The organism is Corynebacterium lujinxingii (genome assembly GCF_014490555.1).
Taxonomy (GTDB): domain Bacteria; phylum Actinomycetota; class Actinomycetes; order Mycobacteriales; family Mycobacteriaceae; genus Corynebacterium; species Corynebacterium lujinxingii.
This window is the reverse complement of the sequence record NZ_CP061032.1, coordinates 825,575-843,934: the sequence shown is the minus strand read 5'-3', so window position 1 is coordinate 843,934 and position 18,360 is coordinate 825,575. Positions and strand designations below refer to the sequence as shown.

General features: G+C 62.2%; 12 protein-coding genes and 2 pseudogenes. 12 read left to right on the top strand and 2 right to left on the bottom strand.

What is annotated here, in order from left to right; genetic code table 11:
• Positions 1-8 precede the first annotated feature (8 nt).
• From merA to IAU68_RS11575, 3 genes are all read left to right on the top strand, one after another.
• Positions 9-1,430 (top strand): mercury(II) reductase, encoded by a 1,422-nt coding sequence (gene merA / locus IAU68_RS04210; protein ID WP_171193584.1) that lies wholly within the window; start codon positions 9-11, stop codon positions 1,428-1,430.
• Positions 1,427-1,777 carry a hypothetical protein gene (locus IAU68_RS04205; RefSeq protein ID WP_171193585.1) on the top strand — a complete coding sequence of 117 codons (351 nt, stop codon included), beginning with the start codon at positions 1,427-1,429 and terminating at the stop codon, positions 1,775-1,777. The genes merA and IAU68_RS04205 overlap by 4 nt, the downstream gene beginning before the upstream one ends.
• An 829-nt stretch (positions 1,778-2,606) precedes the next feature.
• Positions 2,607-3,077: a type IIL restriction-modification enzyme MmeI gene (locus tag IAU68_RS11575; RefSeq protein WP_456264008.1), complete on the top strand. Its 471-nt coding sequence runs from the start codon at positions 2,607-2,609 to the stop codon at positions 3,075-3,077.
• Between the two features lie 70 nt (positions 3,078-3,147).
• On the opposite strand, the gene erm is transcribed toward IAU68_RS11575, so the two are convergent.
• Positions 3,148-4,002, bottom strand: a complete 855-nt coding sequence (gene erm, locus IAU68_RS04200) for a 23S ribosomal RNA methyltransferase Erm (protein ID WP_016456425.1) — start codon at positions 4,000-4,002, stop codon at positions 3,148-3,150.
• A gap of 2,206 nt (positions 4,003-6,208) precedes the next feature.
• Here erm and IAU68_RS04195 point away from each other — a divergent pair.
• The gene (locus tag IAU68_RS04195) at positions 6,209-6,517 is read left to right on the top strand and encodes a helix-turn-helix domain-containing protein (RefSeq protein WP_024058948.1); all 309 of its coding nucleotides are present in this window, start codon (positions 6,209-6,211) and stop codon (positions 6,515-6,517) included.
• A 171-nt stretch (positions 6,518-6,688) separates the two neighbouring features.
• Positions 6,689-6,988 carry a hypothetical protein gene (locus IAU68_RS04190; protein ID WP_024058949.1) on the top strand — a complete coding sequence of 100 codons (300 nt, stop codon included), beginning with the start codon at positions 6,689-6,691 and terminating at the stop codon, positions 6,986-6,988.
• 527 nt (positions 6,989-7,515) lie between these two features.
• On the opposite strand, the gene IAU68_RS04185 is transcribed toward IAU68_RS04190, so the two are convergent.
• Positions 7,516-8,708, bottom strand: a protein-coding gene (locus IAU68_RS04185) for an IS3 family transposase (protein ID WP_171193586.1) whose coding sequence is annotated in 2 segments (ribosomal slippage) — positions 7,516-8,420 and positions 8,420-8,708 — 1,194 coding nt in all. Because the reading frame shifts where the segments join, the coding sequence is not laid out codon by codon here.
• Positions 8,709-9,863: 1,155 nt separating this feature from the next.
• Between IAU68_RS04185 and IAU68_RS04180 the strand changes: the two genes are divergently transcribed.
• The 7 genes and pseudogenes from IAU68_RS04180 to IAU68_RS04150 all read left to right on the top strand — a co-directional run.
• Complete coding sequence (locus tag IAU68_RS04180) at positions 9,864-11,207, top strand: coiled-coil domain-containing protein (RefSeq protein ID WP_231699088.1); 1,344 nt, start codon at positions 9,864-9,866, stop codon at positions 11,205-11,207.
• A gap of 701 nt (positions 11,208-11,908) precedes the next feature.
• Positions 11,909-12,467, top strand: a pseudogene (locus IAU68_RS04175) (NADPH-dependent FMN reductase).
• Between the two features lie 522 nt (positions 12,468-12,989).
• On the top strand, positions 12,990-13,871 hold the full coding sequence (locus IAU68_RS04170) for a LysR family transcriptional regulator (protein WP_070421285.1): 882 nt from the start codon (positions 12,990-12,992) through the stop codon (positions 13,869-13,871).
• A complete protein-coding gene (locus tag IAU68_RS04165; protein ID WP_070421284.1) occupies positions 13,868-14,752 on the top strand; it encodes a serine hydrolase in 885 nt (294 codons plus the stop codon). Before IAU68_RS04170 ends, IAU68_RS04165 begins: the two co-directional genes overlap by 4 nt.
• 111 nt (positions 14,753-14,863) lie before the next feature.
• Entirely contained in the window at positions 14,864-16,636 is a 1,773-nt protein-coding gene (locus tag IAU68_RS04160; protein WP_171193587.1) for a penicillin-binding transpeptidase domain-containing protein, read from the top strand.
• Between the two features lie 470 nt (positions 16,637-17,106).
• Positions 17,107-18,009, top strand: a complete 903-nt coding sequence (locus tag IAU68_RS04155) for a transposase (protein ID WP_070421282.1) — start codon at positions 17,107-17,109, stop codon at positions 18,007-18,009.
• A pseudogene (locus IAU68_RS04150) lies at positions 17,915-18,259 on the top strand (integrase core domain-containing protein); the annotation flags it as partial. The gene IAU68_RS04155 and the pseudogene IAU68_RS04150, both read left to right, overlap by 95 nt.
• Positions 18,260-18,360 lie beyond the last annotated feature (101 nt).

Below are 18,360 nucleotides of genomic sequence, written 5' to 3'. Positions count from 1 at the left end.
GAGCAGCGATGCCTACGAAGTACGATCTCGCCATCATCGGATCGGGAGGCGGCGCGTTCGCCGCTGCGATCCGCGCCAGCACGCTCGGGAAGTCGGTGGTGATGATCGAGCGCGGGACGCTCGGCGGCACCTGCGTGAACACGGGCTGCGTCCCGTCGAAGGCGCTCATCGCCGCGGCCGGCGCGCGGCACGTCGCCGTCGACGCCGCAACCCGGTTCCCCGGGATCGCGACGACCGCGGATCCCGTCGACATGCCCGCGCTGATCGCTGGGAAGCAAGCGTTAGTGGAGTCGCTGCGCGGCGAGAAGTACGCCGACGTCGCCGACTCCTACGGCTGGCAGGTCCTCCGCGGCGACGCCTCGTTCGTGGGCACCCCTGATGCGCCGGTTCTCGATGTTGCCGGAGCCGACGGAAGCGTCGAGACCATCGAGGCCCACCACTACCTAGTCGCGACTGGTTCTCGCCCGTGGGCACCGCCGATTGACGGCCTGAAGGAGACCGGATACCTGACCTCGACCACGGCGATGGAGCTGACGGAGGTCCCCGAGTCGCTGCTGGTGCTCGGCGGCGGCTACGTCGCCCTGGAGCAGGCGCAGCTGTTCGCCCGACTCGGCTCGCAGGTCACGCTGCTCGTGCGGTCCCGGCTCGCCTCGAAGGAGGAGCCGGAGGTGTCGAAGGCGCTCCAGGAGGTGTTCGCCGACGAGGGTATCCGCGTCGTCAGCCGCGCAGTGCCCACCCGGGTCTCCCGCGGCACGGGAGGCGAGGCCGTCGTGACCGCCGCCTTGTCCGGCGGCTCGCAGGAGTTCCGCGCCGACCAGGTCCTGGTCGCCCTCGGACGCCGTCCCGTCACCGATGGCCTGAACCTCGATGCGGTCGGGGTGAATACCGGAGACTCCGGCGAGGTGGTCGTCTCCGACCGGCTGCAGTCCTCGAACCCGCGGGTCTGGGCCGCGGGCGACGTGACCGGGCACCCCGAGTTCGTCTACGTCGCCGCCCACCACGGCACCCTCGTCGCCGAGAACGCGTTCGCCGACGCCGACCGGTCCGTCGACTACGCCCGCCTGCCGCGGGTGACGTTCACCGAGCCCGCGATCGGCGCGGTCGGGATGACCGAGAAGGACGTCCTCGCCGCGGGGATCCGCTGCGACTGCCGCGTCCTGCCCCTGCACCACGTGCCCCGCGCCTTGGTGAACCGCGACACCCGCGGGTTCATCAAGATCGTCGTGAACGCCGAGACGAAAGAGATCCTCGGCCTGACCGCCGTCGCCAAGGACGCCGGGGAGCTCGCCGCCGCAGGCGTCCACGTGCTCGGCAGGACCGTCGCCGAGGTCGCCAACGCCTGGGCCCCCTACCTGACCATGGCCGAGGGCATCCGGATCGCCGCGAAGGCCTTCACCACCGACCCGTCGCTGCTGTCGTGCTGCGCATGAACGGCAACGCAGGCAATCGGGGAGATCTCATCCTGAAGCAGACGATGAGCGCCGATCAGGACCGCGACGAACGGCGCGCCGGTCCCGTCGTCGCTGCAGGGACCGGGCTGCTCTTGCTGGCATGCTGTGCGCTTCCGTCGCTGCTCTGCTGCGGCCTGCCGTTCATCGCGGCGGGCGGAGCACTCGCAGGCGTCGGTGGGCTCCTCGGTAATCCCTGGATCATCGGTGCCGGGACCGTCGTCGTGATGGCCGTCATGGCGGGGATGCTCGTCAGGCTACGGCGGCGGCACCGACGCCGCAGATCCGGCTGCTGCGAAAATCTTTCGACCGCTGATCGGAACCGGTAGTTCGAGCGGATCAAGCGATCACTGTCACCTGCGAAGGGCGCTGAAATCGGAGCCCGACGGGAGAAGGAGGAGCAAAAAGCGTTCGGATCAACCGGTGACGAGGATAATACTGAGGCTGGATCCCGGCCGTCGCGACGCGGTCTCCGCTTCCGCCGAGACGAGAAAGGGTTGTGGGCACCTAGGCTCGGCGGCATGAACGACCTGACCATAGCCCGGGGATCCCCGACGGTGCGGTCATCGCCGCCGCCGATCTCGCGGAGCGTTTCGCGGAATCGTCGACTCCAGGCAGCCAGGGCGTCAACACGACGGGCGGCAAAACTCGGCTTTCCATCAATGTCGCCGAATGCGCATCGCTTACCGACGCCCAGCGTCACTGTGTCTCGCACAACCTCGAGCACCGCCTAGACGGCTCCGTCTTTACCGTGACTGCGTCGACTCAGCGGTCTGTGTTTCGCTCCTGGTCCTCTCGCTTGCACCTGCGACACAGCCTCGTGCCCCCGGGCCGTAGCGTTCGGGGGAGCACAATAGCCCCAGTCCTCATCACGTCCCGGGATCAAAGAGTTCCTCGCAGAGGTTAAGCACTACACGTTAAATTTGAACTCGACGGAGTGTCGTCGATAAATAACTATTCGATGCGCAAAGTACAACGAAATACCGCTAGAAACAGACAACATATGGGGGTGCACAGAAACACATATAGGTTCTGCGGAAAACCTATAGGGTGCGTCGCTAAGAACCGCTGTGCGCGAAAAACATAAAGGGTTTACGGACCCGGTCCCAGACCCCTCAATACTCTGAGCCGGAAGAATGGAAAGTGGAAGGTTGATGTATCCCCACTATTTATTTTTTCCGTTTTTCGGAGTACATCGGGAGCTACAACTGCGGACCAGCTCTGTGTGAACTAGATGAGAAGGCGCAGCAGCGAATCATCGACGCTGGACAGTTGGTGCTGCGGGCACGCGAGCGGCACCCCCAGCGGTCACTCGCGGAGCACTACAACCCGTTATCGATGGACCCAATTCTGCTCAAGGCCCACAACAACTTGGACCGGGAAGTCGATAAGGCTTTCGATGTGGCACGCAAAATCACCAACGAGCGCCAGCGCCAGGAGCTACTGTTCGCCAGCTACGGGGAGTTGGCGAGGGGCTATGTCTCCTCGCTTTCATCAAAATCGAAACCACCAGCAGGGTCGTTCCCCGTGCGGGTGATTTTGATCGGTCCCGCTGCTGGGTGTAGAACCCTGTCGCTGGCAACGCCGGGAACTATGACTGTGCCCGACGAGAACACGTCACTGCCATAACGCGGCTCACGGTAGACGAACATGGGTCGTTCACTACTACTGGTGGATTTCGGTTTTGGTGGTGGGGGGATTACCGCCGCCGGCCTCGATTTTTCCGTTGAGGAGGGCGTTGACTACTTCCCGATTGTGAAATGGGCCGATGGCGCGGTGAAGAGGAACCAGTCACCTGGAAGAGATCGATCCAGTCGCTGGTGTGCAATCTGGGAGGTAGGGTTGCGGGGTCGATTCCTCGCGAGCGCAACCATGATTGTGTCTCTGAACGTGATGAAAACAACCCTGCCCTTCGGAGAATTTCCCCTATCCCGCGTCCCCGGGCGGTGAAAACGGTGTGCACCATCGCCTGAAAGGCTTTGCGTTGCTCTATCGGGATCTTCGGGTCACCCACCCGGCGGATCACTAAGATCCCCCCGTCAACGTTTGGCTGTGGCCGGAAAGCAGACCTTGGTACTCGGGAACCAAGGTGAAACGTGAACCATGGGGACCACTGAGCTGTCATCATCGTGCTTGCACCTACCCCGGCCCGGCGGCGAGCGACTTCCCACTGCATGAGGAGTACAGCGGCAGTCCATGCCGGCGCATGCAACAACTTTCGAAGAATGGCAGTGGTGAGGTGAAAGGGAATGTTTCCCACAATGACGCAGGGAGTGGCGGGTAACGGGAAGTTGAGGAAATCATCATGGACCACTTCGACCGACGCCGAGGCGGTCTTTTTTGTGAGTTTGGCAGCTAGTTTTGCGTCTACCTCAACTGCCGTTATTGCCCTCCCCAAGTGGGATATCGGGTGAGTGAGGGCACCGCTTCCTGGCCCGATCTCAATGATGGGGCCGGAGGTTTGTTTTACAAGATCGACGATGGAGTTGATGATCTTGTGGTCTGTGAGAAAATTTTGGCCATGTTCGTGACGGCCGTATCCGTATGTAGACATCAGGTGTGCTCCGTGGAGTTGAAACGGAGCCGGGCATGGCAAATGGCCGCCCGGCTAAAGGACCGGAGCGGTTTCTAACCTGCGGGAGGGAGAAAACCGCCTTAGCGGCTGGTGAGCGGCCGCATGAAAACGGAACCTGAAATCAACATGGGCCTATCGTATCCAATTAATTTCGCAGGGTCCAATACGGTGAGAAAGAAGACAACCGCACCGCAACAGTGCAAGACCTCTCTGGATTGGAATTTAATTGAACATGGGTTTGGGGTACGACGCGCCCTACTCGGAGTGGCACGGACACTACGGCTGCGCGCCCACACACAACAGTAAAGAGCTCGGCAATGCACAGACACGTAACGAGAGCGCCACAAATGTATGTACGTTTAAGTTACAGCATCGACACTGACGCTCCACATGGAGGGACGGCCGCAGCCCTGCAGCAAGCACACGGCAGGGTGTCTGCTTCGGGCGACGTGAAATTACGCAGAAAAATACGAAACACATCACCGCAGGTCACGGTAGGTATTTGCGGGTCATTTCGTAATCTCGTAAACGAAAAGAACAAAACTACGAAACACAAAAACATACGTTGAGCAGCGTAAATGGTTTTCGTTTCGTAATTTTTCCACTTTTTGAAGAAAATCTAAATAAGAAGAGACACCTTGATTGCGATTGTGTCCCGTGTCACATAGCTGCAACCCCTGCAGCGTGCCCTCAACGAGGACGCTCTGTGTCGTAGACATGTGCCTGCAATGCGTGTCTGTGTCTCTCTCTTAAAAGGTTTGGGTCGAAATACCGCAAAATTACGAAACACCGCCGAAATGTGACGTGTCTATGCAGGTCACAGCGTTATCGCGTGTTTCGTAGTTTTGTTCTTTTCGTTTGCGGAAATCACGAAACCGCAGGTAGAGCGTTTCGTAATTTTTTCGTATTTTGATCGGCAAATTACGAAACGAGGTCAAAACTACGAAACGAACACACAACACCTGTGTTGCGTGTCACACAACGGCGCGCCACGGACGTGTTGCAGCGTGGCAGTATCCCGGCCGTGTCACATAGCTGCAACCCCTGCAGCGTGCCCTCAACGAGGACGCTCTGTGTCGTAGACATGTGCCTGCAATGCGTGTCTGTGTCTCTCTCTTAAAAGGTTTGGGTCGAAATACCGCAAAATTACGAAACATCCCCGAAATGTGACGTGTCTATGCAGGTCACAGCGTTATCGCGTGTTTCGTAGTTTTGTTCTTTTCGTTTGCGGAAATCACGAAACCGCAGGTAGAGCGTTTCGTAATTTTTTCGTATTTTGATCGGCAAATTACGAAACGAGGTCAAAACTACGAAACGAGCGCGCTACAGACGTGTCTCAGGTCATAAAAAGGCGCGCCCCTTGCGTGTCACCGTGACGCAGCATCCCGGCCGTGTCACATAGCTACAACCCCTGCAGCGTGCCCTCAATGAGGACGGTCTATGTCGTAGACATGTGCCCGTAATGTGTGTCTGTGTCTCTCCCTTAAAAGGTTTGGGTCGAAATGCCGCAAAATTACGAAACATCCCCGAAATGTGACGTGTCTGTGCAGGTCACAGCGTTATCGCGTGTTTCGTAATTTGGTTTTCCGATTTTCGTAGTTCTACGAAACCGCAGGTAGAGCGTTTCGTAATTTTTTCGTATTTTGATCGGCAAATTACGAAACGAGGTCAAAACTACGAAACGAGCACACTATAGACGTGTCACAGGTCACAAAAAGGCGCGCCCCTTGCGTGTCACCATGCCGCCACACAACAGCTGCCCCACCACAACACCCCAGCCGTGCCACGTGGCGTGTAGAAACGTGCTCGGTTCGATTCGTAAAGATTAGGTCGCAGGCTATTGTGCGCGACGCATAAGTTCCGTACGATGGCCCCCAGACCGTATGTGGCGTTTTAATTCGTTTTTGGTTTAGCCAGCCGCATACGGGGGATAACCCCGAGGATAATTCATAAAGAGACAGCCTCTCGACCGTGATAGGCGCGGTTCCTCCGACGAGATAGACCGGTCGGCAACGGCATTGCCAACCACAAAAGCGGTCAGGTAGGGAGTAAGCGCTCCCGTAAAGCGATGGGACGGCAGACCACCGTTCTAGCGAGTTGAGCACGGCACTCCAAGCCGCCTGAATAGCAAGCCGGTAAAGCACCCCGCTCCGGGACAGATCAATCTGCCCAGGAGCGTTTTTCTATGTCCGAAAAGGACACGACTACCGCCGTCGCGCCACGCTTTTACACGCTGCAGGAACTCGCCGATCTCGGCGTCGGCTCCGAGTCCACGTTGCGAAAAGCTATTAAAGAGGGCCGTCTTTCATTCCACCGTTTCGGCACCGCCTATCGGATTCGCCAAGACGATCTCGACGCCTACCTCGCGGCCGCACGCCGCCCTGCCCCGCAGCTATTCGACGGCTTCGTCGATGCCGTCGTGAATGCAGCGCCCCAACTGACAGATGAGCAGCGCCAGCAGCTCGTCACGGTGCTGGGCGGTGTGAAGCACTAATGCGGACAAACCCGCCTACGACGAGATCCCGCCGCTTAGCTCAGCTAGTCAGGCTGGGTCTTGAACTGAGTGCGAGGGCTGATGGGTGATGGCCGTGCTACTACACACGCGCGCTCCACCGTCGTGCCCCGAGTCCAAATAAACAGTTCATTCAACCAAGGAGAACAAACCATGTCTTTCAGAGACGATTACGCAGCAGCGCTGCGCGATGAGCAGCAAGCAAAAGATACCGTGAACGAGGCGCGCCGTGCACACAAAGCGACAAAGGAGCGCCTTGCGCAGTTGCGCAAGTATGCCGAAGAGTTCGAGGTGAATCTCGACGGTGACAAGTCCGCCAGCACCGAAGGGGACGGTGACAAGTCCGCCAGCACCGAAGGGGACAGCGATACACCTGAGAACGGTGACGGCGACACGCCTGAGAGCACCGAGGGCAGTAAGCCGAAGCGGCATCTAGAAGTTGTACCCGACTAACCCTTTAGCCGTACACGCAATCACCTCATGTGTGTACGGCCACGCGGCGTGACGACGTACAGCCGTCACGTTTGATGTCGCCACACACCCCGCTCGCAAGGGCGGGGTTTTCGCGTGTGTGCGGGTGGCTGCGGCACCGCTACACGTGACACTGTCACGATGCTTGCGCCGGTATCGGCGACGGGGCATATACACGTCTGCCCCGTCGCCTGGATCATCCGCCACATGGCTGGCGGTATGTCGCGCTGCTGTTATGCGCGGTTCTGGCCGGCATAGTCTTGTGTGGACTTGAAATATGCCGAAGACGGGGCCGTGGGTGCAGCAAAGACAGCAGCGTGGACAGAGCAGATTTCAGCAGCTGTGCTGCTGAAGATGCAACCGCGACGGCAGATGGTATGCGGCGCATGCCGCATCATGCCGCGTCGGTAGAAACGTTGATGTTCATCACGGCACGCTTGCCGGGGCCCGGCCCCCGGAAAGTAGACACCATGGGGTGGTGAAATTATGGGGCTTACTCTAGCGCGTTATTACGCGGCGAGCGCTTCGTACTCTGTGGGGGTGAGATACTTGCACCAGGAGTGTCTTCGGCTGGTGTTGTAGCGCGCGCACCACGCGAAGACATCTCGCCGGCAGACGAGCTGGTTGGCAAAGACTTTCTTGTCTTTGAGGACTTCTCGTTTCAGGGTGGCGTTAAACGACTCCGCCAGTGAGTTATCGGCACTGGTGCCCACTGCGCCCATCGACTGGGTGACGTTGAGCCTGCGGCAGGTGGCCTGAAACTGCGATGAGGCGTACACACTTCCGTGGTCTGAATGAAAGATCGCCCCGGTAAGACTCCCGCGGGTGTGGTGCGCATGCTCGAGCGCTTCCTCGACAAGTTCGGTGCGCATGTGGTCGGCGATAGCAAAGCCGACAAGCATCCGGGAATAGCAGTCAATCACCGAAGCTAAATACATATTCGACCCGTCCGCGATCGGCAGATAGGTGATATCGCCAACCAGCACCCTATTTGCAGCTGGGGCTGTAAAGTCCCGCTTGACCAGGTCAGCAAACACCACGCGATGTGGGCCACGCCGGGTGGTGGTGATCTTGCGTTTTTTGGTGTAGCCACGCAGACGAAGCTTCTTCATGATCCGGGCGATGCGCTTATGGTTGACCGGCCCGTTGTCGTTGTAGGCGTCGTTATGCGTCAGCTCTGCCGCGATGCGTTTAGCGCCGTAGAGCTGGTCTTTGTCATCGAAGACCGCCTTGACCTTCGCCCCTAAGATGGCGTCGTCAATCAGTCGGCGGTGCCGCTGGGCGCTGCTGGTCTTCCATTTGTAGTAAGAGCTGCGATTGAGCCCAAGGACGGTGCACATCCGCTTGACCGAGTACTCGGTGCGGTGGTCATCGACAAACCGAAAGCGGATCACCAGTTTGTCTCTTCCATGAAATATTTGGCCGCCTTGCGCAGAATATCGCGTTCTTCTTTTAACCTGGCGTTTTCCCGCTGCAGCTGGCGTACCTTTTCGGCATCCGTGAGTTGTTTGGCACGATCAGCACGTGAAACCGGTGGACTCTGGGTCTTGGTGCCGGTGCCGTACTTGTCGACCCACGTGCGAAGCGTGGTGCGGTAGATCCCTAAGTCCTCAGCTGCGGCCTTGAGCGAGAGATTTGGATCGTTCTCGTACATCGCGACCGCGTCGCGCTTGAACTGATCCGAATAAACCTTCCTAGGCATGGAGGTAGATTACCTTTCCCCGACCCAACATGGCCGGAATCAGAGGTGTCTACCAAACAGGGGTCAGGTCCCCGTGATGGAGCGTTTCGTGATGACCCAAACACGACACACAGATGCTGGCATATCCGACTGTATATCGACAAGATATATCGGATTGCCGGCAGTGTCGTGACGTAAAGCATGGGTCATCACACAAGGTGCAGCGCCAGCTGCACTATTGGGCACCTTGACCGGAGCGCAGCGGAGGGAAAGGTAGACCCAGCCAGACCGAGCGAGCGAGGTCTGAGTCTGGGGCTATGAGGGGCGGCGCGCCAGCGCCGGGCACCGGGTTATGCGAGCGCCAGCGAGTAGTAATACCCGGTGCAGTGCCTCGGCTATGCCGAGCGCCGGAGCGCAGCGGAGGCGTCGCACCCCCTTATGCCCTTTTCCCCCTTCTACCCCTATAACGACAAACATATAGGGGTTTTGACACAGAAGGGGGCTGCGACCTGCGTGTTTCGGGTCTTTATGCGGTCTTCGACCCTTACCCGAAACGGCCCGTTGATGCGCGAAGCGCACATGGTGCCTACACAAAATCTGCAGGTCGCCACGCTGTGCGCACCACATACGGCGTCAGTCGTTGTATGTCGGTCTTAAAGTAAGGGCCGATGACGGGTGGAAACGCCGCTTGCGGCGTCTTCCCGCGTCATCGCGCACGCCGTGTGCAACGTGAGCTTGCGAACGTGCCACGGCGTCGAACCGAACGGCAAGACCGACATCGTTAACGTGGTGCGCACAGCCACACCCTGCACTCTGGCACCGCCGCTAGGCGGTCATTGCAGGGTGGTGAACATCCCGCAGCGAGCCATCCGCCGCAAGGCGGTGTTGATGCTGCTGCGGGGGTCAACGACACGGGCTGAGTAACACACTCCATATCGGCCCGTGCTACAAGCACACTATCGGTGCAGACGTATCACGTTCGCGGCGGCCATATGCGCGCAAGCGCATGTAACAGACACCGCCAGCGACGTGTGTTTCGCGAGCGCCCGCTCGCAGCAGATCCAGCGGCAGCTGTTGATGCAAATGTGTAGCGCCGCGACTCGATTGGTTCATCTTTGTGGCAGCGGCTGTACGGCCCTGTGGCGGCCGTAGACGCCTCGGATGGACGGAGTGCGCGTGCAGAAGAACAGTTTCGAGACGTCGCTGTTCGTCGTGTATCTGCCGAAGTCGATGTGCAAGGAGATCCCCGACTACTACACCAGTGAGGTGGACGGGCGCGAAGTGAAACGTCCGCGCTATGCAGCCCGCGACTACGAAGAAGCAATGATGTACCCCGAAGAGTCAATGCGTTGGCTCGCCGAGAACTTCATTCCCGGCGGTATCGACGCAGTCGCTGGCGGTGATATGAACTTCGACGAATCAACGCCACACATCCAGTTCCAGGCGGATACGTTCTCACCGAAGCCCGAAGATCCCGACAAGCTCCGTTGCCGCCCCGGCATCGCGTACAACACTGACACCTCAGTGCGGTACACATCCGGCCCGAAGAAGGGCAAGCAGATCTCGGGTAACCAGAAGTTCATCGACGCGCAACGGGGCCTGCGCGAACACATGCACTCGCTGGGCTATCCGGTGGAACTGGAAGTCTCCGAGCGGCATGACGAGTCGTTGAACCTCGGACGCTACGCAGAACAACAAGACCGGGAGCGCGACCTCGCCAAGCGCGAGGATGATGTGGAAGTCAAGAAGCGATCCGTGCAGCGCGATATGGACGCAATTGATCGTGACCGCGAGCAAACAGCAAAAGAACTTGAACAGGCAAAAGCTGCCAACGAAAAAGCGCAAGGTGTGTTGCAGCACGCCGAAGAACAGGCTCGCGCTGTTGCCGAGCGTGTGCTCAACGAGGCACGTGAGAAGGCAGAGCAAGAAGCCGAGCAGATCCGCAGTGACGCGCGCGAGAAGGCCAAGCAAGAAGCCGAGCAGACCATGGGCCTTGCCGAAGCGCAAGCAGACGAGCTGCTCGAACGAGCCGAAGAGACTGCACAGGCCAAGGCGGGCGAGATTACAGCCGCAGCCCGCAGCGAAGCGGAGTCGATCACACGCCAAGCCGACGAGGCCCGTAAGCAGGCTGAGCGCGACGCTGAGACGATCCGCAGCGAAGCACGAGATGAGGCCACAAGCATCCGCGACGAGGCCACGCGCGACGCTGCAGTAACGCGCACGGATGCCCGCGATGAGGCTGATCAGATCCGCCGCAACGCGCACACGGACGCCGAAGATGAAGCAGCCATCATCATCGAAGAAGCGGTGAAGTCAGGACAGCAGTTGGAGCATCTGGACAAGAAGTTCCTGGTGCAAGAACTGCATCGCAGCCCGGAGCTGCTTGAGCGCTACACGCTGTTCAAGCAGTCGCAGACCTCAGGCAAGAAGGGCGGGGCGCAGCAACGTGCGCGCGAGCGTATCGAGAAGCGCCGCCAGCAGCAACAGCAGCGTGATCGTGACGGCGGTATGGAGCTTTAGCAGCTCACCATGCGCTCTGCACGCCCGTCTGCGGGCCGTACAGGGCGCCGTCGGCGTCGTCGGTCATCTGCGGTATGAAACCGCTGAGATTCGGCGAAAATCGAAGAAATCTCGGCTAAGCGGGGCCAAGTGTCACTACGTTGCGCAGCGAATTGGCCGGTTAAGTGGCGGAGATATTGCGCAGCGCGTCGGTGTGTACGACGGCGCATGTGCTGCACAGCAAACATGCCAGCACACAGACCTGCAGAATGTCGTTGTCATCCTGTTGCGCAGTAAAGGTGTCAATAGGATGACAAACCACTTCACTGCCCAATTCACATGTCATTAAAGTGACAGGGCATTTGATTGCGCAGTAAACGTGTCGATGAAATGGGTGCCCAATACACAGTGCAACCTACGTGTTAATGAAATGTCACAGACACTACATAGTGCAGTGAGTTGCGCAGCAGAAACGCCAGTAAAAGCACCGCACCACTGCACCGTAAAACTGCACAAGTGATTCGCAGCAAATTGGCGTGTGAAATGGTTGAAAAAATAACCCCGCAGCGTATGCGGGGTTCATCCACGATTACAATTGCAACCGGGCTCACACTGCTATCGGAGGGTTAACTCCCCCTGCAACGCGTTCACAACGTCACGGGGAAGTACAGCTAGCGTGGGAGACGGGAATGTCACCACCACCACTATTCGGAGGTAAAACCATGACCCGCATCGCCATCATCGTCGGCAGCACCCGCCCCAACCGCCTGGCACCCCAGGTCGCCGAATGGGTGCACGAGCACGCGCAGCAGCACGGCGGCGCCGAGTTCGAGCTCGTGGACATCGCCCGACCAGAACCTGCCCCTGCTGGATGAGCCCATGCCCCCGGCCATGGGCCAGTACTCGAAGGATCACACCAAGGCCTGGGCCGAGAAGATCGCCTCCTACGACGGCTTCGTCTTCGTCACCCCGGAGTACAACCACTCCGTGCCCGCCGCACTGAAGAACGCCGTGGACCTCCTGTACGCGGAGTGGAACAACAAGGCCATCGGCTTCGTCAGCTACGGCAGCGCCGGCGGCACCCGCTCCGTGGAGGCGTGGCGGCTGATCGCCGCGGAACTGCAGATGGCCGACGTCCGCGCCCAGGTGTTCCTGCCCTTCAGCTCCGACTTCGAGGACATGTCGAAGTTCACCCCGACCGAAGGCGCCACCGGCGCTCTCACCGATGTGTTCAACCAGGTCACCGCCTGGTCGGAGGCGCTCAAGACGCTGCGCGGCTGACCGGTAGTTGGTCTGAACCAGGCCGAACGCGGCGAGAAACCTGTGGTTTCCCGCCGCGTTGTCGTTCGTTGCTCGCCTCAATGCCGAGCCGTTCGAGTTCTTCCGGATTGCCCCGCATCTCCCGGACCACCTCGGGCGTGCGGCTCTCAGTCGAGGATCTCCTCCACTGCCCGTAAACCGCTTGTCCGTCAGGTCGGGGTCGTCCTCGAAGGGGACCGGGGTTCCACCCGGTGGATTCTGCCCGGCCACTCCCCGACCGCGGGTCCCGCTCCACGGATGGACGCATCCAGGGTGGCGGTCAGGTAGCTGAAGTTCGCCGATTCCCCCTCGCACAGATCAGTTCTGGTGCCGTGGGAAAAGGGGTCTCTCCCCTGGCCCGGGACGGTGCCGGTTCGGCTGTCATACGCATCTTCGCCTGAATTGGACCCACCACGGCAATCCGCTGCACGACAGGCCCGGTGAGCCCTTGTTCCCCGTACCTCGCTCAGCTCGTCAGAGTCCCCTCCACTAGGCTCGGGGCACATGACAACTCGACCGAATTCCCTCCGGCACTGGGAGTACTTCGTCGCCGTGGCCGAGGAGGGCAGCGTCACCGGTGCCGCGGAGCGGCTGAGGCTGACCCAGTCCCCCGTGTCCCAGGGGCTGAAACGTCTGGAGTCGAATCTCGGCCTCGACCTGATCCGCCGCTCCGCCACCGGTGCCACCCTCACCGAGGCCGGCCGGTCCCTGCTCCCGCAGGCCCGGATTCTGGTCCGGGACGCCACGGAACTGCAGAGCATGGCCCACGCCATCACCGACGCCGGGGCCGAGGTACGCGTGGGGCTGGCCCCCTCGGTGCCGCCGGGCATCGCCTTCGACCTCACCTCCGCGTTGCGGGACGTCGGCCGGGTCAGTGTGCACACGGCCGAGGTGTCGCAGCTGGTCACCCGGGTGGGCGAGGGCCGTCTGGACTGTGCCGTCATCGAGGACCCGGCGCCGACGGGTGAGTTGTCTCGCGGGCAGCTGCACGAGGTTCCCCGGCTGCTCGCCGGGCCCGCCGAAAAGCCCGCGACCTGGGCGGCGTTGCGGGGACACACCCTGCTGGACAACACCGCCGCCGTCAGCCCGGCGGCCGCCGGACGCCTGGCCGACGCCTTCTTCACCATCGGCTTGCACCCGGAGACCGAGCTGTGGCCGGACCGGACGGCCCTGGCCGCGCGGCTCGGTGCCGGAGGCGCGATGGTGCTGCTCACCCCCGATCAACTCGGGGGCCTGCCCGCGTTCCCGATGCCGACGGCCTTCCACCTGCGGCTGCGGTGTGTGGTGCCGCCGCAACGGGGCGGGGCCGTCGGAAAGCGGGATCTGCGCGACGTCGTGGACCGTGCCCTGCGGCGCTCCCTCGGGCGTCTGGGAGAGACCGGATGACCAGGAGCCTGCGGGCCCGGATCGGCACCGAATTGGTCGCCGCGGGCTGTGACGGTTGGTGCTGGGCGCACCCGGTCGGCGAAGAGGCGGCCGGCGTCGGGGTCGGCGCCGACAGTCAGACCAGCATCTCGTCGATGTACAAGGTCCACCTCCTGGCCGCCTTCTGCCTAGCCGTGGACCGCGGGCTGCTGAATCCGCTCGACGCGGTGACGCTCAGCACGGATGACGGCCCGGTCGGGACCCCGGGAGTGGGGCTGTTCGCCGATCCCGTGACGATGAGCCTGCGGGATCTGGTGCGTCAGATGGTGGTGCTCTCCGACAGCATCGCCGCCCGGGTGCTGCAGCGGCGTCTCCCACCGGGCCTGGTCGGGGAGGTCGTCTCCCTGGCGAATCTCGAGGACACCACGATCGTCGCCCCGGGCACCACCGAGTCCGAACTCCCGGCCCTTCCAGAGGACGGCTCCGCGGCCAGCGAGGCGATCCGGCTGCTGGTCTCCTACCCCCGGGTCCACCAGGATCCGGCCACCTACCGCTCGGTGAGCACCCCACGCCAGCTGTGCCGCCTGCTGGACTGGATCTGGACGGGCCCGGATCTCACCGGGGTCTCCCGTGCCTTCGCCCGGACCGTGCTCGGGCAGCAGGTGTGGGGCCACCGGATCCCCTCCGGCTTCCCCGCCGGGGGCGTGCGCTTCCACGGCAAGACCGGGACGATCGGCCCCGTGCGCGGCGAGGTTTCCGTGGTGGCCGTCGACGAGGAGGCACCCATCGTCGTCGCCGTGATCACCCGTTCAGCCCGCAGCGGCCCGAACCTCGCGGCCGCGGACGCCGCGATCGGCCGCATCGCCCGGTTACTCGTCGATGAACTGCGCATGTCGCGCTGAGATTTCCCACCGGAGAACACCCCGCCGAGCAGGCGATATTCGTCTCCCGACTGGCCGGAAGTCGTGCGGGAACGTGGTAGCGGTGAGCCCGTGGGCCTAATCTCATCCGGCATGACCACCCGCACCACTGTCCGTGTCTCCGCCCTGCTCGCCGCTACGGCGCTCGCGCTCTCCTCCTGCACCGTGCCCTGGTTCCGGGACGCGGTGGACGAGTTCGTCGCCGCCTTCAACGCCGGTGACGACGCCGGTGCCGCCACACTCAGCGACGATCCCGCCCGGGCCGCAGCCGACCTGGAGCAGCTGCGCGCGGGCATCGGCGGGACCAGCGTGGAACTGGACGCCGGCGGCGAGGAGGACGGCGCCACCGAGATCACCGCCACCTGGACCGTCCCGAATGGCGATGAGTCCACTACCACCGGGACGATCACCCTCTCCGAACAGGACAGCGACCTCATCACCTGGGACAAGCGGATCTTCTCCACGGAGCTGAACGGGGACAGTCGCTTCCTCTACTCCGACGACAAGACCTTCACTCTGCCGGTGACCGACCGCAACGGCACCGACATCCTGTCCTGGACACCTGTCACCGTCGTCTCCGCGGGCCCGGAGCTGATCCCGCGGGCCGGGGAGATCGCCGCCGCCGTCCGCCCGGTCGTGCCGACCTCCACCGCCGAATCCGTCACCGCCCAGATCGAGTCCGGGGACGGCTCCCCGGTGGGGCTGTTCACCCTCCGAGAGGGGGACTTCGCCGTGATAGGGGACGCCCTGCGGGCGATCAAGGGACTGGACCTGCGGGAGGAGGGCCGCATGCTCGGCCCCACCCGGGACACCGCCTCCCCGGTGGACGGCGGCCTGCGCGACTACTGGTCGGAGAAGATCACGGCCGACGCCGGCTGGACCCTCCAGGCCACCTCCCCCACCGGCACGACCATCCTGGGGCAGGTGGAACCGGCGGAGAGCGAACCCGTGCGCACCACGATGGACCTCGGGGTGCAGACGGCCGCGAAGCGGGCCCTGGAGCCGATCGAGCAGCCCGCGGCGATCGTCGCCCTCAGCGCCTCCACCGGCGGGGTTATCGCCGTCGCGCAGAACGACGCCGCCGACGCCCTCGGCCCCGTCTCGCTGAGCGGGCTGTACCCGCCCGGCTCCACCTTCAAGACGGTGACCACCGCCGCCGCCCTCGAACGCGGCACCGTGGTACCCGACTCCACCGTCGCCTGCCCCGCCACCGCGGAGATCGATGGCCGCGTCATCCCCAACGACGGCAACTTCGCCCTCGGGGACGTCTCCATGACGCAGGCCTTCGCCCAGTCCTGCAACACCACCCAGGGTTTCATCTCCCAGGATCTGGAGCCGGACGACATGAGGAACACGGCGGCGCGTCTCGGACTGGGCGTGGACTTCACCGCGCCCGGCATGAACTCGGTGACCGGCTCCGTCCCCGTCACCGAGCCCGGCGCGGCCCGGGTGGAGGCCGCCATCGGCCAGGGCGAGGTCCTCTCCTCCCCCTTCGGGCTGGCCGTCATGGAGGCCTCCCTGGGCAACAACGGCCGGATGGTGCTGCCGACCCTGATCCAGGGTGAGGAGACCACCGCCGATCAGGACCCCGAGCCGCTCGACCCGGCGACAGTGCGGGCCCTGCGCGCGATGATGGCGGAGACGGTGGACTCCGGGACCGCCGCCAGCCTGAGCGACATCCACGGTCTCGGCGGCAAGACCGGGACCGCGGAGGTCGGGGGCAACCGGCCCGCCCACGGCTGGTTCGCCGGCATCAAGGGTGACCTTGCGTTCTGCACCTTCGTCGCCGGGGCGGAGTCCTCGGGACCGGCGGTGGCGGCCACGGGCCGTTTCCTGCGCGATGACGCGATGTCGGAGTGGCGCTGAGCGGACCCCATCACCCGGGCCAACGCTCACGTCGATCCCCCAAAAGTAGTATTAGTGCAGGTCAGCCCCATTCAGGGGGCGGAAGAGGACGTTCCGGACAAAAGTCCGCAATACCTCGGGTGATCACGTCAACTTCTGCGTTAAAAAATGAGGAGTCGTTCACTGTCGGTCAACATATTCGAGAAGGTAACCCGGTGTTTTCACGGGAAGCCGACTGACATGTGGTGAAGATCCAAGGAAAGTGACCATTGACCAGGCAAATTAGTAGTTGTTGATGTCACAATTTGCCTGCTCGAAGGGATCACCTTCAGGGTGAAGACTACCAGCTTCCATGTCGGTACCCCGCTCCTGCTCAACTGTGCTCGAACGCCGGACTCATGTTATTGGCCGCCACCGCCGACGCCGTCAAAGTCGCCGATGCCATCGACGTGGAACTGGCCGAGTGACAGAACCCGAACCTGCTGCACACCATGACCGCACTAGCCCTGGCACTGGCCCTCAGCGGGGACGACGCAGGCGATGTTGATCTCCTGGGCCCGTTGGTGGCCACCGGCCTGGTCGACCAGGTGCCGTCGCACTCCACGGTGCACCGCCGCCGCAAGGAACTCGCCGACCACGACGACGAAGCTGCCGGTGCCGGCACAACCGCGGTGCTGGCCGGCATGAAAACAGCCCGTACCGCGGACTGGACCGCCTGCGGTGCCCGCAACCCCGCCGCCGCGGCCAGCACCGATGCTCCGTTGGTTCTGGACCTGGACGCCACGGAAATCCTCGCCCACTCAGACAAGGAAAAAGCGGCCCCGACCTGGAAGAAGCACTACGGGTTCCACCCGCTGTGCGCGATCATCGACCACGGCGACGGGCTGACCGGTGAACCCGCAGCCGTCCTGCTGCGTCCGGACAACGTCGGCTCGAATACCGCCGACGACCACAAGGACGTCCTCGACCAGGCCTTGGCCGCGATCCCCAACCGCGTCGATGGTCAGGAGTGGGGGAAGCGTTTGCTGATACGCACGGATTCCGCCGGCGGATCCCAGGCCTTTCTGAGACACCTCAACCAACAAGGCCTGGCGTATTCGGTGGGGTTGCCGGTGACCTGGCAGATCGGCGACATCGCCTCCACGCTCGGCGAGGGCATCAAACAAGGCATCATCCGCGCGGGCGGTACGGTCAGCGACACCACGGACGCTTATGTCGCAGACATCACTTCCCGGATGCGATCCTGGGCCGGGGAACCACTGGGCATTAACCTCGACAAATACCCCACAGATATGCGGATTATCATCCGAAGCCCTGACGATGGCCTGGAAGGTACGAGGAGACCTGAATGGGGCGATTTTCCACTCGGATCACGGCAGTGTTTATACCTCTGAGCAGTACCGGAGGTTGTGTGAGCAGTTCGGCGTCACCCAGTCGATGGGAGCGATCGGGACGAGTGCGGATAACTCGTTGGCGGAGTCGTTCAACGCGTCACTGAAGCGGGAAGTCCTTCAGGATGAGCCTGTTTTTCCAAGTCAGCTGGTGTGCCGCCGGGATGTGTTTCGGTGGTGCACCCGGTACAACACGAAACGTTTGCACTCATGGTCCGGCTACCGCTCGCCGAATGCCTTTGAAGCCGCCTGATTAGCTGCACTGACTATCATGATCACCGCCTCCGCGGAACCGCACGGCGGGGCCGTCGACCCACTGCGGGCTGTCCCATTCGTCGAACGCGAGCAGAGCCC

Excerpts from the sequence above, each read along its gene's own strand:
- IAU68_RS04160 (WP_171193587.1), top strand. The coding sequence starts at position 14,864 with ATGACCACCCGCACCACTGTCCGTGTCTCCGCCCTGCTCGCCGCTACG.
- IAU68_RS04205 (WP_171193585.1), top strand. The coding sequence starts at position 1,427 with ATGAACGGCAACGCAGGCAATCGGGGAGATCTCATCCTGAAGCAGACG.
- erm (WP_016456425.1), bottom strand. The coding sequence starts at position 4,002 with ATGTCTACATACGGATACGGCCGTCACGAACATGGCCAAAATTTTCTC.
- IAU68_RS04190 (WP_024058949.1), top strand. The coding sequence starts at position 6,689 with ATGTCTTTCAGAGACGATTACGCAGCAGCGCTGCGCGATGAGCAGCAA.
- IAU68_RS04170 (WP_070421285.1), top strand. The coding sequence starts at position 12,990 with ATGACAACTCGACCGAATTCCCTCCGGCACTGGGAGTACTTCGTCGCC.
- IAU68_RS04165 (WP_070421284.1), top strand. The coding sequence starts at position 13,868 with ATGACCAGGAGCCTGCGGGCCCGGATCGGCACCGAATTGGTCGCCGCG.
- merA (WP_171193584.1), top strand. The coding sequence starts at position 9 with ATGCCTACGAAGTACGATCTCGCCATCATCGGATCGGGAGGCGGCGCG.
- IAU68_RS04155 (WP_070421282.1), top strand. The coding sequence starts at position 17,107 with ATGACCGCACTAGCCCTGGCACTGGCCCTCAGCGGGGACGACGCAGGC.
- IAU68_RS04195 (WP_024058948.1), top strand. The coding sequence starts at position 6,209 with ATGTCCGAAAAGGACACGACTACCGCCGTCGCGCCACGCTTTTACACG.